The organism is Ectobacillus sp., from assembly GCF_056992975.1.
The window spans coordinates 1-12,352 of sequence record NZ_JBXKMX010000074.1; the positions used below are offsets into that span (position 1 = coordinate 1).

The 12,352-nt window shown below is 37.2% G+C and carries 19 protein-coding genes; 4 read left to right on the forward strand and 15 right to left on the reverse strand.

Translation table 11 applies throughout. The features are described from left to right. Positions 1–79: 79 nt before the first annotated feature. From AC11ZT_RS03615 to AC11ZT_RS03630, 4 genes are all read right to left on the reverse strand, one after another. Positions 80–625: an RsfA family transcriptional regulator gene (locus AC11ZT_RS03615; RefSeq protein WP_484058298.1), complete on the reverse strand. Its 546-nt coding sequence runs from the start codon at positions 623–625 to the stop codon at positions 80–82. A gap of 78 nt (positions 626–703) precedes the next feature. After that, on the reverse strand, positions 704–1,456 hold the full coding sequence (locus AC11ZT_RS03620; protein ID WP_484058299.1) for an enoyl-CoA hydratase/isomerase family protein: 753 nt from the start codon (positions 1,454–1,456) through the stop codon (positions 704–706). Between the two features lie 115 nt (positions 1,457–1,571). Beyond that, the gene (gene rpmF / locus AC11ZT_RS03625) at positions 1,572–1,745 is read right to left on the reverse strand and encodes a 50S ribosomal protein L32 (RefSeq protein ID WP_379967008.1); all 174 of its coding nucleotides are present in this window, start codon (positions 1,743–1,745) and stop codon (positions 1,572–1,574) included. 51 nt (positions 1,746–1,796) lie between these two features. Next, the gene (locus AC11ZT_RS03630; RefSeq protein WP_484058300.1) at positions 1,797–2,297 is read right to left on the reverse strand and encodes a YceD family protein; all 501 of its coding nucleotides are present in this window, start codon (positions 2,295–2,297) and stop codon (positions 1,797–1,799) included. Positions 2,298–2,557: 260 nt separating this feature from the next. Here AC11ZT_RS03630 and AC11ZT_RS03635 point away from each other — a divergent pair, with 260 nt between their 5' ends. Beyond that, a complete protein-coding gene (locus tag AC11ZT_RS03635) occupies positions 2,558–3,790 on the forward strand; it encodes a nucleotidyltransferase (protein ID WP_484058301.1) in 1,233 nt (410 codons plus the stop codon). A gap of 49 nt (positions 3,791–3,839) precedes the next feature. On the opposite strand, the gene AC11ZT_RS03640 is transcribed toward AC11ZT_RS03635, so the two are convergent. Both AC11ZT_RS03640 and AC11ZT_RS03645 read right to left on the reverse strand, forming a co-directional pair. Further along, the gene (locus tag AC11ZT_RS03640; RefSeq protein WP_484058302.1) at positions 3,840–4,871 is read right to left on the reverse strand and encodes a SepM family pheromone-processing serine protease; all 1,032 of its coding nucleotides are present in this window, start codon (positions 4,869–4,871) and stop codon (positions 3,840–3,842) included. Then, the gene (locus AC11ZT_RS03645; RefSeq protein ID WP_484058303.1) at positions 4,864–5,655 is read right to left on the reverse strand and encodes a patatin-like phospholipase family protein; all 792 of its coding nucleotides are present in this window, start codon (positions 5,653–5,655) and stop codon (positions 4,864–4,866) included. The genes AC11ZT_RS03640 and AC11ZT_RS03645 overlap by 8 nt, the downstream gene beginning before the upstream one ends. A gap of 197 nt (positions 5,656–5,852) precedes the next feature. On the opposite strand from AC11ZT_RS03645, the gene ylbJ reads away from it, so the two are divergent. Continuing rightward, on the forward strand, positions 5,853–7,037 hold the full coding sequence (gene ylbJ, locus AC11ZT_RS03650; protein WP_484058304.1) for a sporulation integral membrane protein YlbJ: 1,185 nt from the start codon (positions 5,853–5,855) through the stop codon (positions 7,035–7,037). 92 nt (positions 7,038–7,129) lie between these two features. On the opposite strand, the gene coaD is transcribed toward ylbJ, so the two are convergent. Both coaD and rsmD read right to left on the reverse strand, forming a co-directional pair. Then, positions 7,130–7,615: a pantetheine-phosphate adenylyltransferase gene (coaD, locus tag AC11ZT_RS03655; RefSeq protein ID WP_484058305.1), complete on the reverse strand. Its 486-nt coding sequence runs from the start codon at positions 7,613–7,615 to the stop codon at positions 7,130–7,132. Further along, positions 7,603–8,178: a 16S rRNA (guanine(966)-N(2))-methyltransferase RsmD gene (rsmD, locus tag AC11ZT_RS03660; RefSeq protein WP_484058306.1), complete on the reverse strand. Its 576-nt coding sequence runs from the start codon at positions 8,176–8,178 to the stop codon at positions 7,603–7,605. Before rsmD ends, coaD begins: the two co-directional genes overlap by 13 nt. A 301-nt stretch (positions 8,179–8,479) precedes the next feature. On the opposite strand from rsmD, the gene AC11ZT_RS03665 reads away from it, so the two are divergent. Beyond that, positions 8,480–8,869: a DUF7147 family protein gene (locus tag AC11ZT_RS03665; RefSeq protein ID WP_484058307.1), complete on the forward strand. Its 390-nt coding sequence runs from the start codon at positions 8,480–8,482 to the stop codon at positions 8,867–8,869. A 67-nt stretch (positions 8,870–8,936) separates the two neighbouring features. On the opposite strand, the gene AC11ZT_RS03670 is transcribed toward AC11ZT_RS03665, so the two are convergent. The 6 genes from AC11ZT_RS03670 to AC11ZT_RS03695 form a co-directional block, all read right to left on the reverse strand. Beyond that, the gene (locus AC11ZT_RS03670) at positions 8,937–9,209 is read right to left on the reverse strand and encodes a YlbG family protein (protein WP_484058308.1); all 273 of its coding nucleotides are present in this window, start codon (positions 9,207–9,209) and stop codon (positions 8,937–8,939) included. 120 nt (positions 9,210–9,329) lie between these two features. Continuing rightward, entirely contained in the window at positions 9,330–9,785 is a 456-nt protein-coding gene (locus AC11ZT_RS03675) for a YlbF/YmcA family competence regulator (protein WP_484058309.1), read from the reverse strand. 166 nt (positions 9,786–9,951) lie between these two features. After that, positions 9,952–10,533, reverse strand: a complete 582-nt coding sequence (locus tag AC11ZT_RS03680) for a histidine phosphatase family protein (protein ID WP_484058310.1) — start codon at positions 10,531–10,533, stop codon at positions 9,952–9,954. Between the two features lie 71 nt (positions 10,534–10,604). Next, positions 10,605–10,847 carry a YlbE-like family protein gene (locus AC11ZT_RS03685; protein WP_484058311.1) on the reverse strand — a complete coding sequence of 81 codons (243 nt, stop codon included), beginning with the start codon at positions 10,845–10,847 and terminating at the stop codon, positions 10,605–10,607. A gap of 10 nt (positions 10,848–10,857) precedes the next feature. After that, positions 10,858–11,268, reverse strand: coding sequence for a spore coat protein YlbD (gene ylbD, locus AC11ZT_RS03690; protein ID WP_484058312.1), 411 nt, complete (start codon positions 11,266–11,268; stop codon positions 10,858–10,860). Positions 11,269–11,343: 75 nt separating this feature from the next. Further along, positions 11,344–11,484 carry a CAP domain-containing protein gene (locus AC11ZT_RS03695; RefSeq protein WP_484058313.1) on the reverse strand — a complete coding sequence of 47 codons (141 nt, stop codon included), beginning with the start codon at positions 11,482–11,484 and terminating at the stop codon, positions 11,344–11,346. A 161-nt stretch (positions 11,485–11,645) separates the two neighbouring features. On the opposite strand from AC11ZT_RS03695, the gene AC11ZT_RS03700 reads away from it, so the two are divergent. Further along, positions 11,646–12,008, forward strand: a complete 363-nt coding sequence (locus AC11ZT_RS03700; protein WP_484058314.1) for a YugN family protein — start codon at positions 11,646–11,648, stop codon at positions 12,006–12,008. A gap of 41 nt (positions 12,009–12,049) precedes the next feature. Here AC11ZT_RS03700 and AC11ZT_RS03705 read toward each other — a convergent pair. Continuing rightward, positions 12,050–12,352, reverse strand: a 303-nt coding sequence (locus tag AC11ZT_RS03705) for a cytochrome c oxidase assembly protein (protein ID WP_484058315.1), incomplete at its 5' end; no start/stop codon positions are given.

Here is a 12,352-nt window from a genome sequence, read left to right on the forward strand (position 1 = left end):
AAGGAACCTATCTAGAACTATTTAAACTAGAAGTTTGACCTGAATTTCAAAATAAAAAACAGCTGCAACCAGCTGTTTTTTATTTTTCTACTTTTTCTAAGACATTTCGTTCTCGAAGACGATGCACTTTCTTCTCTCGTTCCGTAGTTACGACATTCCGTTTCTTTTCAATAAAATCAAATAGCATTTCATATTCTTGTTCATAGATTGACAATTGTTCAAGTAAATATTCTTTTTCCTCCCGAAGCTGCTTCGTTTGCTGTTCCAATTCTAGAACTCGTTCGTAATAATTGTCGTGCTTTTGTTCTTTATACTCTTGTAAGTACGCAATAATGTGATCTATTGTTATATCTTTATCATCCAACTGATGTGCATAGCTATGAGTGTGGGCTTGCACCGCATTCGTTTTCCTTTCATGCTTTGCGGCTTCAATTTGGTTCTTATATTGTTTTCTCACATAAGAATTCCATCGAAATCCACAAGCAGCAGAAGTTCTTGACAAATGTCTTCCAACTTCATGAAAAGCAGATAACTGAGTGCCACCGTCCTTAATATGCCTAAGCACAACCTCTGCCAGCAATAAATCTTCCTCATCGGTCCATGCATCTTGTCTTGTCGTAGCCATTACTAGCCCTCCTTATGCATTTTTTACTATTCATATGCAACTGATAGGAGTGATAGAATGGAAAAATAGGAATTATTACTAGCGATTCAAAAAGGAATGAACCGCAGCATGATGATGATCGCTTTCCCATAAACGTGCACAATTTTTTATTTCTTCTTCCATTCTATATTTCATATTACTTTCATTCCATTTTCGAACTGCAGCTTGTTTGTAAGCAGTTAAAACGCTTACATTCATGACAAGATTTTCCGAAATCCATTTCTCACAAAACTTTCGTTCTTCACCGTTTATAACCTCGTGCAAAAACCCAACTTTTTTCGCATCTTCAGCACTATAACGTCGAGCTGAACTTAACATCTGCATAGCATCATGATGAGGCATTTTTTCAAACAGCATGGTTGCTCCGCCCCATCCAGTAGTAATAGCAAGTGTTCCTTGGACGAATCCTACATGAGCATTTGCTGATGCAAAGCGAAAATCACAGGCTGTCGCAATTTCACAGCCCCCACCGACCGCAGTCCCATTTAAGAGCGCGATTGTTGGCTTTGAAAGTGTCATTAATTTGTACAAAATATCGCCCATTTTTTTTAGCATAGCATAGGCTTCTTCTTCGGTTCGCAACGAATGAAATACTCCTAAATCCCCGCCAGAACAAAATGCTTTACCCGTTCCTGTTAATACAAGCGCTCTAGCATCACTATGCTCCATTGCTTCAATAATTTCTAATAGTTCTTCCATTGTATCATAATCGATAGCATTACGACGTTCCGGTCTATTAAACGTCGCCCAAACTACATCGTGCTGATCTCGTTCAACTAGTACTTTCTTCATCCCACAATTCACTCCTACTTTTTTCTCCATCATAATAAATTTCGAGAAAAGTCTATTTTTTCCTTTAATATATAAAAATAAGCGCAGAAGAAATTCTTCTGCGCTTATTTTTGCATTATTTGCTGATTACTTCTTTACCTTTGTACGTACCACATGCTTTACAAACATGGTGAGCTAACTTCAATTCACCACAATTTGGGCATTGTACCATACCAGGTACTGCTAATTTAAAGTGCGTACGACGCTTTCTTTTTACTGTTTTAGATGTTCTTCTAAAAGGTACAGCCACTATTCCCACCTCCTTAAAAGAGCGAGTTTACATATACTCGAAGACAAAAAGTTATCGTTTGTCAAAAAATTTTGCAAGGTTTGCCAATCTAGGATCAACATCATCTGTCTTTACTTTATCGGTAATAACTTGCCAATCCTGCCCTTTTGACAGCGCTTCTTCTGTTGCCTTCTCATTGAAAACTTGCATAGGAATTTCTAAAATTATATTTTCCTTAATTACAGGGAGTAAGTCAAGAACTTCTCCTTGCAAATAATGAACATCAACATATGCTTCGTATTCTTCCGGCGAAGCCAAAAACACTTCTGTTGTAATGATGTCAAAAGGATATAGAACATCTTCTAATGTTCTTGCACAAGGCAATGTCATTGTGCCTTGTATGCGCAGATGAAAGGTGTACTTGTTTGCACCTAATTCTCCATTCCCAGTAACATGAACTGATGAAATATCTCGAATCTCACAATTCCAATCGGAAACATCAAACGTAACATTTTCATCAATCACTACCCCATTAGTACGGTATTTATTTAACTGATGGATTGACCATTTCACAAAATCACCCCTAAGGCAACAATGAAAATTATATAGAGCGTTTCATTATTTGTCAATATTTTTTCTTTACACTATAATGTATCCAAGAAGACATTATTAACAGATTACCATGTTTTTATAACATTTGCCACTATGTAATAAAAAAATGATAGCATTCTAACCTATAAAGTGAAATATGCTTAAACAATTACTGGCAAGCATATATTCTACCCCATCATTAAAGGAATATCCATCATTTGTTTAGAAAGGAGATTACCACTATGAAAGCTGTCGGCATCGTTGTAGAATACAATCCGTTTCACAACGGGCATATCCACCATGTGCAGCAAGCAAAAAAACATACTTATGCGGATATCGTGGTTGCGGTCATGAGTGGATCGTTTTTACAGCGTGGTGAACCAGCCATTGTTTCCAAATGGACACGTACGAAAATGGCCCTTGAAAGTGGAGTAGACCTTGTAATTGAACTTCCCTACGCATTTGCTACTGGTCAAGCTTCCATTTTCGCCAATGGGGCTGTCTCCATTTTAGAACAACTCGGAGTACAATACCTATGTTTTGGTAGCGAGAATGGACAAATCAAGCCATTTCTAGAAGCACTGCAGATAAAACAAACCTATGAAACAGAAATAAAGGAAGAAATACGTAAGCAACTGAAAACAGGCGTTAGCTATCCGAAGGCAATGGCCGAGGCATGGGCACGAATTGCAAACATTCAAACGATTGATCTTTCCCAGCCTAATAATATTCTTGGCTTTCACTATGTGGAAGCCATTGTACAGCAAAAAAGCAACATGGCACCTGTAACAATCCCTAGAATCGTTAGCCAATATCATGATAAAACATTTGCTTCAGAAACCATCGCAAGTGCTACGAGTATTCGTAAGCACCTCCTTGCACATGAGATGGAAAAGGTTTCTTCTGTTTTACCTAAGGCTTCCCTTTATTATTTGCAACACTATTTTCGTACATACCATATATTTCATGAATGGGAGCACTATTACCCTTTTTTAAAATACAAACTTCTTACCATGAATCATTATGATTTAGAACAAATTTATGAGGTAGAAGAAGGACTAGAATATAGACTACTATCCCATATACAAACGAGTACCTCATTTTCAGAATTTATGCAACGTATCAAAACAAAACGATATACTTGGACCAGATTACAACGATTGTGTACGCATATCTTAACTGGAACAACAAAAGAGTCCATGCAGTACATTAAGAATAATCCTACGTCTCCTTACATGCGCGTACTTGGCATGACACAAAAAGGACAAAAACATCTTGCTTTAGCAAAAAAAAATGCAACCATTCCTATTCTTTCAAACGGAAAAAAAACACCTCATCCTTTATTTACGTTAGATATAAAAGCAAGTATTACCTTCGCGAGTATTCTCGCTGAACCGGATCAATCCAATTTTATTAGAAATGAACAGATTCAACATCCACTTCGCTTTGATGAAACGAATTCAGTTTATATATAATAAATGCATACACCGAGGTTCATACCCTCGGTGTCCCCTATTCTACCCATTATTTCTGCGGAGGAATAGGTGGTAGTGTTTGTAAATAGTGAAGTGCTTCTTCTAACGTATCTACGGGAACAATCTTCATCTTCGAATGAATATCCTGTGCTGCTGCGATTGCATCCATGTAATTAGAGTGCTGATTTCCTCCTTCATTAGGGGCGAAAAATAGCTCGGCACCCGCATTACTGGCCGCAACAACTTTCTGCTTAATTCCACCTATCGGCCCGATTTCACCTGAACTATTTATCGTACCTGTTCCCGCAATCTCATACCCTCTCGTTAAATTTTCTTGTGTGAGCTGATTATAAATTTCTAGAGTAAACATGAGGCCCGCTGAGGGACCACCAATGCGGTTTGTATCAATTTTCACACTTGGTTCAACCTGCAATGTTTGATTGGTCGCTATTTCAATTCCAAGTCCCGGACGGTTCGAGCCATCTTGTAACGGTTGTAGGGTAAATGTTTCTGATTTTATTGCACCACTTCGTTCAAAGTCTATTTTCACTTGCTCGCCATTTTTCTTTGTTTTTATATACTGTATAAATTCATCTGCTGTTTCAAGTGATTTTGAATCTACCGTGGTAAGTCGATCACCAACTTGTAGCTTTTCAAAAGCAGGCATACCCTTAATCGTGTTAATTACTAACACACCATGATTTTCCACTTTAACAGGTTTATCTGCTTTTTTGTAAGCATTATAGATGGCAGCATTTTTAGATTCATTCATAAGAAGAGATTGTTGAAATTGATATTGCTGTTCACTTTCTCCCTTTTCAATAATATCTTCCTTCTTATAAATTTCATTATATTTACTTAATTTTGCAATCGCCATATTCATAATAGTTGCTTGAGACATTGATACCGTAACAAGCATAAAATCTCCATTTTCCTTCTTGCCTCCGTCCACTTTTACATAGGGCTCTAATTTCTCAACTAAGCCTGGTTTTGTAATATAATATGGCAAAGGAATATACATCGCTGCAATTAGCACTAGGGCAAGTAAGAAGACATAGACATACCGCAATCGTCTAATCATGGTTGGCTTCCCTCCAATCCTCTATCAATGTATAAATCGTGTTGATGTGTTTTTTCGCTTCTTCTTCCCCGGCCTGAATAATTTCATCGATTTCAGTAAATGTTCTAGAGCTGTACTGTAGGACATCTGGGTACATCATAACATCAGAAGCAATATGTCGGTAATGAACAAGTTCATGTTGCATAATTTCTATACTCTGCATAATCACGTCATAAATCGATGATACTTCCCCGCTCGTCTTTGTAGGTGAAACGTCAACTGCAATAACAAGATCTGCTCCTAATTTCTTTGCTTCTGAAACAGGAATACGGTCAATTACCCCCCCATCCACTAATAATCTTCCATTTACCTTTTCCGGAACAAAAATACCTGGAATAGATACACTTGCGCGAACAGCGTCCGCAACAGATCCCTCTGTAAATACTACTTTTTCTCCAGTTAAAATATCGGTTGCTACAACCGCTGTAGGGATATCTAAATCTTCTATATTTTTATGATAAGTAAACATGCGAATCATGTCTTTCAATCTTTTACCTGCAATAAACCCCATTTTAGGAACGGTAAAATCTAAATAATATTTTCGCTTAAATAACTGAGATAAACGATATACTCTATCAATATCTTGACCAGCAGCATAAAAAGTAGCAATTAATGCCCCCATACTGCTGCCCGCAATGACATCAATCGGGATACCTGCCTCTTTTAATACTTTAATAATTCCAATGTGTGCAAACCCCTTCGCCCCGCCAGAGCCGAGCGCTAGACCGATTTTTGGCTCCCTCATTAACCTCACCCTTTAGTTACTTTATTGTACCGCTATAAAATGCCTAGGTGCTTTCTTCTATTCTGTAAAAATTATATATAGTTGTATTTATACAATTATAACCGAGAAAGAACAAAGATTCTGTATTTCTTCTAGCATAAAGACCGCCCCTCCTCTCGTATACTAAAAATAAGCGCTTGGACAAAAGGGGGGACACGATGTCTAAAAGTACCACAGCTTTTCTTGCCGTAATTGTAACCGTTCTAACTGGATCACTCATTATAAATCCACAAGCCTCCTTAGAAGCTTCAACGCGAGGATTAAATATGTGGTGGGAAGTAGTATTTCCATCCTTGTTACCCTTTTTTATCGCTTCTGATCTTCTCATCAGCTTACGTGTTGTTCATTTTATTGGTATTCTTCTCGAACCTCTTATGCGCCCTCTTTTTCGCGTGCCAGGAGTTGGCGGTTTCGTATGGGCTATGGGAATGGCATCCGGTTTCCCATCAGGAGCGAAACTATGTGCAAGACTACGTATTGATAACCAACTAACACAAATAGAAGCCGAGCGGCTCGTTTCATTTACCAATTCGTCAAGTCCTTTGTTCATTTTTGGAGCAGTCGCAGTAGGCTTTTTTCATAACCCTGATCTTGGTGTGATTCTCGCTGCTTCGCATTATAGTAGTAATGTAGCAACAGGTCTTATCATGCGCTTTCATGGAAATGCAAATACCATGACAAAGCAACATAGAAAGTATGTTTCAATAGCACAAGCCTTTCAAACTTTTCATCAAAAACATCCAAAGGAAGCAAGACCTCTTGGTAAATTATTAGGAGATGCCATTGCCTCATCCATTCAAACACTGCTAGTAATTGGTGGTTTTATTATTATGTTCTCTGTTTTAAATAAAATGTTAGAACTTCTACATATTACAGCACTGATTATTCCTATTATCCAATATTTCTTAGGACTTCTTCAACTTCCAAACTCATTTGGAAATGCTATTATATCGGGCATTTTTGAGATTACCCTTGGAAATCATCTAACAAGTCAAGCAGAGGCAACTCTACTTCAGCAAACCATGGTAGCAAGTTTTTTACTGGCTTTTAGCGGCCTTTCTGTCCAAGCACAAGTGGCTAGCATTCTAGCTGATACCGACATTCGGTTTCTACCCTATTTTTTTGCAAGAATGTTGCAAAGCATACTTGCTCCTATTGCTGCTTTCTTGTTATGGGGACCTCTATATGAAAATAGAGATGTGCTTCATTATAAAGGGAGCGGCATTCCCGTCCTAGCACAGCCCATTTCCGACGGATTCGTATTCTTTCATACATACGGACCAATCGTTACTCTTTTCTTTCTATATGTATATCTATTTTTATTATTTCTCAAGAAAAGATAATACTCATCTATTTCCTTTTCACGCAAGAATGGACCGAGTATTGCCATACTCGGTCCATTCTTGCGTGAATAACATAATTCCTTTGTTCGCATCTATTTTATAGCAAATTTTTGTTTAAGAGCTTGCTCCACCACAGAAGGAACCAAATCCGATACATTCCCTCCATACTTAGCAACCTCCTTTACAATACTTGAGCTAAGAAACGAGTATTGATTATTTGTCATCATAAAGAAAGTTTCAATATGGTTATCTAACTTACGGTTCATAGATGTGATTTGCATTTCATATTCAAAATCAGAAACAGCTCGAAGCCCGCGCAAGATAGCACTTGCATTCTTCATCTTTGCGTATTCTACAAGTAAACCATTATGTATATCAACAACTACATTTGGAATATCTTTCGTAACTTCTTCAATTAATTCCACTCTCTCTTTTGCTGAAAATAGAGAGCTTTTAGCGGAATTATTCATTACAACTACATAAACCTTATTAAATACTTGTGCACCTCGTTTTATAATATCCAAATGACCTAACGTAATTGGATCAAAGCTCCCTGGGCAAATTGCTATGCTTGCCATCCGTTCTCCTCGCCTTCATGCTCATAAATAGAAATTGCTGTAATCCCATAATTTTCATATTTAATTCTCCGTAAACGTCCGATTTTATCTGGTAACTCAGAGTCTACAGCGTGCTCAGCCATTATCGTCCCGGTTTGCGCAAGAAGTCCTTGTTGTTCTATCGTAGAGATAAGAGCAACGAGTTGTTGCTGCTTATACGGAGGATCTAACAATATCAAATCAAATAACAATTCGCGTTTTACTAAAGCTTTCAGTGCGCGTTCTGCATCATTTCTATAAACTTCTGCCTGATCATTTAAATGACAGTGCTGTAAATTTTGACGAATTGTTTGTAACGCTTTCATATCACGATCTATAAAAATTGCTAAATCCATCCCTCTACTTAACGCTTCTATTCCAAGTCCGCCACTTCCCCCAAATAAATCAAGAGCAATCCCCCCATCAAAATAGGGACCAATTATATTAAAAATCGCCTCTTTTACTTTATCCGTTGTTGGACGAGTTGAAGTGCCTGGTACAGCCTTTAAAGGATGTCCTTTACATGTTCCTGAAACCACTCTCATATTTCTTCACTACCTTTATCACTTTCATCATTTCTAATCCTATCATAAAAAGGTAGAAAGAAAAACAGCGTCAATAAAATTTACTTACCACTTGAATAGTTTCCATTAAAATGGGCATTAATAATTGTAACAACATCACTTCCGGTGTTGTTGCCAACCGCGGAGAAGGCTTACGTTCCCCATAAGTTCTTCCTCCGGTTTCTCCTCTCCCTTTGCCTTCTTGCTAGCAATAAGCTAGAATGAGAAGGGCCCTGCCTAGGCAGGGATTTTTTTTGATTCAAAAGAAGGAGGAGAATTAACAATGATTCAACGGTTTATTGAGCTTGGCGAAGGTTATTCCGATTTATATGAATTAACCGAGATTGCAAGAGCGAACAAACATCGCCTTGCACACTTTCTTCAATTTAACACCATCATCCAAAATCAAGAGATGTGCTCTCTTGCTGTTGTCTTGCAACCAACACAAGTGGGAAACTTTCAGCCCCTATACATATGCCGGGAAGGAATACAACTCTCAAACGAAAAAATAAGTAAACGAGTTGAACTATTTTCAAACACTGCAAAGGAATTAAATAAAGAGGTCATTCAATTGACTGTAAAACCTTCAGAAACCTTTGCTGAAAAGGAGCTATTTTACAATCATTTGATTGGAATACTACGAATGAACCATTTTATCCCCCCTCTGCAGTAAAAAAAGATTTAAATCTGAAAATGGACCATTATATAGTAAATAATGGTCCATTTCTTAACGCTTCATTCTATTCCGTTTTATAATCATACTCTTTAGCACGGTCCGGCTTGGAATTTTCAAATTCTGTCTTTACAAACGGGCGATACGATTGCTCCAACTTTTTAACAAATGGTAAATGTTCAAGCTTTGACATAACAAAACTTGTTTGATCCATATCGCAATAAAGTACTACATACTTAAAACGGCGAGAAATATAGTGAATGTTTCCATATTTTCGAAGAAGCTTTGCATGTTTTAACGAATGCAAATATATAATTATACCTTGTCTTTGTCCAAACATACGATTCTCCTCTACTTTATATTATGATTATATTTCGTTGTTCCCATCCTTAGCTACACAATTATTTATTATATGAATTGTATCCGTTCTCAAAACATGAAAGAAAAAGGTGATTTTGTATCACCCCGTTTTTTGACAGCCACAACCACCGCCTGAGCTGCAACCACCACTACAACCAGATGTAGAGTCAAAGAATGGATTTCCAGTAGGTACTTTTATAGAAGGAGATATTTCCTTACCGATAATCGTACTGACTTCATCTAACAACTTTTGCATATGATTTTCAGCTTTTTTAAACGCTACAATCGTGTCATGTAAATCAACTTCTCTTTTTATTTCTCGCATTTTCTGCGTTACAATCTTGTATTCTGGGTGATACTTACCAAATCTTTTAACTTCCTCATGCTTATCTTTTATCGAAACAAATTTTTCAATGAGGGCTTGGGCATCTTTATCACGTTGAAGTGCATCCAAGCTTTGTCTATATATCTGTGCAAGCTCAGATTGTATAATCATGCGAGAAAGTTGATCTGTTTCATCTAAAACTTGAACGCTTTCTAGCGTAGCAATTATCATAGGGCAACCTCCTCAAAACATTAGTAGTACTTGACTCCGTACCAATGGGCAATATCCCACTTCAAGAGATTGTACATCTAATGCTTTAGATGTAGATCTTCGTCTACATAAATATTAGAAATATCATATCATATTTAGCAACGAAGTCCTAATACAACTAACTCATTTATAATGCCTGAATATGGAGAGAATAATTATACTTATCGATTTTCCATAACTTATTATGGTAAGATATATAATTTACACAAGCATTTTGGAGTGGTGTGTGAAAGGTAATTTCATCTGGACAAATGGTATGAAGCATTGCTTTAATAGCATGTGAATGTGCCACAATAATGACTCTTTTCCCTTCATACAATTTCGCCACGTCATTAAGGGCAGAAAAGCACCGTTCCATAATTTCTTCATTGGTTTCCATTCCATTTACACTTTCCATTTTCATTTCCATTATATCACGCAGTATAGAAGCAGGCTTACCAGAAATATCTCCAAAATTCCGTTCTACAAATCTTTCATCTATATGCACAGTTTCTATACCTGTTGCATCTGCAATAATTTGTGCAGTTTCATATGCTCGTATTAGCGGACTACTAACAATAACATCCCACTTTTCTTCTTGCAATAATGCTGCACTTTGTTGTGCTTGTAATCTTCCAACATCATTCAATGGTATATCTTCTCTTCCTTGAATGAAGCCTTGGAAATTCCAATCGGTTTGTCCATGTCGTACTAAACAAATGTCCGTCATGTTTCTTGGCTCCTTTATTTTCAAAGTGTATTACCATTGTATCAGAACTTTAACATGACGGATATGGATAATTACTGGTTTTGCTGTTTCATATATTGGAACATTTCAATCATAATACTTGTCACAGCAAGCTGGTTTTGAAACTTAGCAACGCGATCAGGGATCGTTTTACGATAATGCTGCAATGCTGCAAGTTCAAATGCTCCGCGCTCATCCGGACTGCGTGACAGCTTTCGATACCAATAAGGCTGTTCTCGGATAAAAGATTGCAAATCTTCTCGAGTTTGCAGCAAATGAGCTAGCTCCCTTCTCATACTATCACTCCTAATCTTTTTGGAAGAAAAAAGGATTGTTTTGTTGCTCTGTTGGCGTCGTCTGTGTTGCACTGGTACCTTTAAACTGCTGCATGACCTGCTGCACACTTCCGATTGCATTCGTTACATTCGAGATATGATATTGTACTTGGTCCATATCGATATTTTTAATGAGTGAAATCATTTGCCCCATGAAATTTGAGGATTCCCCATTCTCTTTAGTAGCTGCCATTGTTTGATTGTTATCTTCACGATAAGCATTCCATATTTCATCGCTTTCACCAAGTAAATACCATTCCTCATAAAATTGTTGCCACGTTTTTTCACCGCTTCGAACAGATTGAATCAATTTAGGATGACTTCGAACAAACTCTTTAAATTTCAAAACGGAAGGATGAAGTTTTTTTGCCGTCATAGTCATTATGCTCACCTCACTCCCTATATTGTAAGAAAAAAAGAGGCGCATGGTTCGCCTATTTTTAGGCGAATTTTGCTCCTACTTTAAAATAAAGTCCTGCGTATAATACTTATTATTCACACCAATTCCAATTGCTGTATACTGGGAATCTAATAAATTTTTACGATGACCCTCACTATTTAACCATCCTTGTACTGCTGCAACACCAAATTTAAGCATCCTATTGCAATGTTGATTTCAATATATCATATTTCGATCATTTACGACTCTATGCATCTATTTTTTCCTATCATCTTATGTCGATGAGATGCTGTTGCGAAGGTATACCATTCATATTATTATTAATTCATGGAAATATTTTCATATAAAGGAGTGGTTGTTTGCAATTTAAAAACACAAACCTTACAAATCATATTGTTGAATTTTCTGTATTACAGGATACCTTGAAAGAACTCGGTTTTATACTAGCTGGTCAATGGGACTATGAGCGAGTTACCTTTGATTATAAATTTACACGAGATACTGATTATTATTTACGCATACAAGGGAAGGTAGTAGAAGGTGAAATAGGAAGTGAAGGTGCGGTTGTCAAGTTACTTACGCCCTTACTTGGCAAACACTATTATCCGCACGGAGTAGAATACGGAGAAGATGAGATACTTCCTAACGAAATAATCAAACAAAGCCATGAGCTGCTTCTCTCTATAAGCGAAATTCTTATCACTTTGCCAACTGTGGAATAAAAAAACAAACAGTGAAGGGTTCATCCCTCACTGTTTGTTTTTTATTCCTTTACTCCTTCATAAGGCTGCACCCACTCTTCTTTCTTCTTTTCCTTTTTAACCCATTGAAAAAACACATGTCCAATCACTACTATGTATACAAATTCTTGGATTATTTTCATGACTACACCCCCTGCTTGTTGATCTTCAAGGAGAGGCAACCAATGAAAATATTGTGGTCCAGAGATACCGAGGGTCGATAATGTTTCAAATGGAACGCATAGATCCATCGCTTGCATCCAAGCTTGCGGCAGAGCATAGGTTGCATATAAGGGACCACTTGCAAAAATGATAAGTGCGCATGC

Bases quoted from the DNA above. Each gene is read 5' to 3' on its own strand.
- AC11ZT_RS03615 (WP_484058298.1), bottom strand. From the start codon at position 625: ATGGCTACGACAAGACAAGATGCATGGACCGATGAGGAAGATTTATTG.
- AC11ZT_RS03620 (WP_484058299.1), bottom strand. From the start codon at position 1,456: ATGAAGAAAGTACTAGTTGAACGAGATCAGCACGATGTAGTTTGGGCG.
- AC11ZT_RS03635 (WP_484058301.1), top strand. From the start codon at position 2,558: ATGAAAGCTGTCGGCATCGTTGTAGAATACAATCCGTTTCACAACGGG.
- AC11ZT_RS03640 (WP_484058302.1), bottom strand. From the start codon at position 4,871: ATGATTAGACGATTGCGGTATGTCTATGTCTTCTTACTTGCCCTAGTG.
- AC11ZT_RS03645 (WP_484058303.1), bottom strand. From the start codon at position 5,655: ATGAGGGAGCCAAAAATCGGTCTAGCGCTCGGCTCTGGCGGGGCGAAG.
- ylbJ (WP_484058304.1), top strand. From the start codon at position 5,853: ATGTCTAAAAGTACCACAGCTTTTCTTGCCGTAATTGTAACCGTTCTA.
- coaD (WP_484058305.1), bottom strand. From the start codon at position 7,615: ATGGCAAGCATAGCAATTTGCCCAGGGAGCTTTGATCCAATTACGTTA.
- rsmD (WP_484058306.1), bottom strand. From the start codon at position 8,178: ATGAGAGTGGTTTCAGGAACATGTAAAGGACATCCTTTAAAGGCTGTA.
- AC11ZT_RS03665 (WP_484058307.1), top strand. From the start codon at position 8,480: ATGATTCAACGGTTTATTGAGCTTGGCGAAGGTTATTCCGATTTATAT.
- AC11ZT_RS03670 (WP_484058308.1), bottom strand. From the start codon at position 9,209: ATGTTTGGACAAAGACAAGGTATAATTATATATTTGCATTCGTTAAAA.
- AC11ZT_RS03675 (WP_484058309.1), bottom strand. From the start codon at position 9,785: ATGATAATTGCTACGCTAGAAAGCGTTCAAGTTTTAGATGAAACAGAT.
- AC11ZT_RS03680 (WP_484058310.1), bottom strand. From the start codon at position 10,533: ATGACGGACATTTGTTTAGTACGACATGGACAAACCGATTGGAATTTC.
- AC11ZT_RS03685 (WP_484058311.1), bottom strand. From the start codon at position 10,847: ATGAGAAGGGAGCTAGCTCATTTGCTGCAAACTCGAGAAGATTTGCAA.
- ylbD (WP_484058312.1), bottom strand. From the start codon at position 11,268: ATGACTATGACGGCAAAAAAACTTCATCCTTCCGTTTTGAAATTTAAA.
- AC11ZT_RS03695 (WP_484058313.1), bottom strand. From the start codon at position 11,484: ATGCTTAAATTTGGTGTTGCAGCAGTACAAGGATGGTTAAATAGTGAG.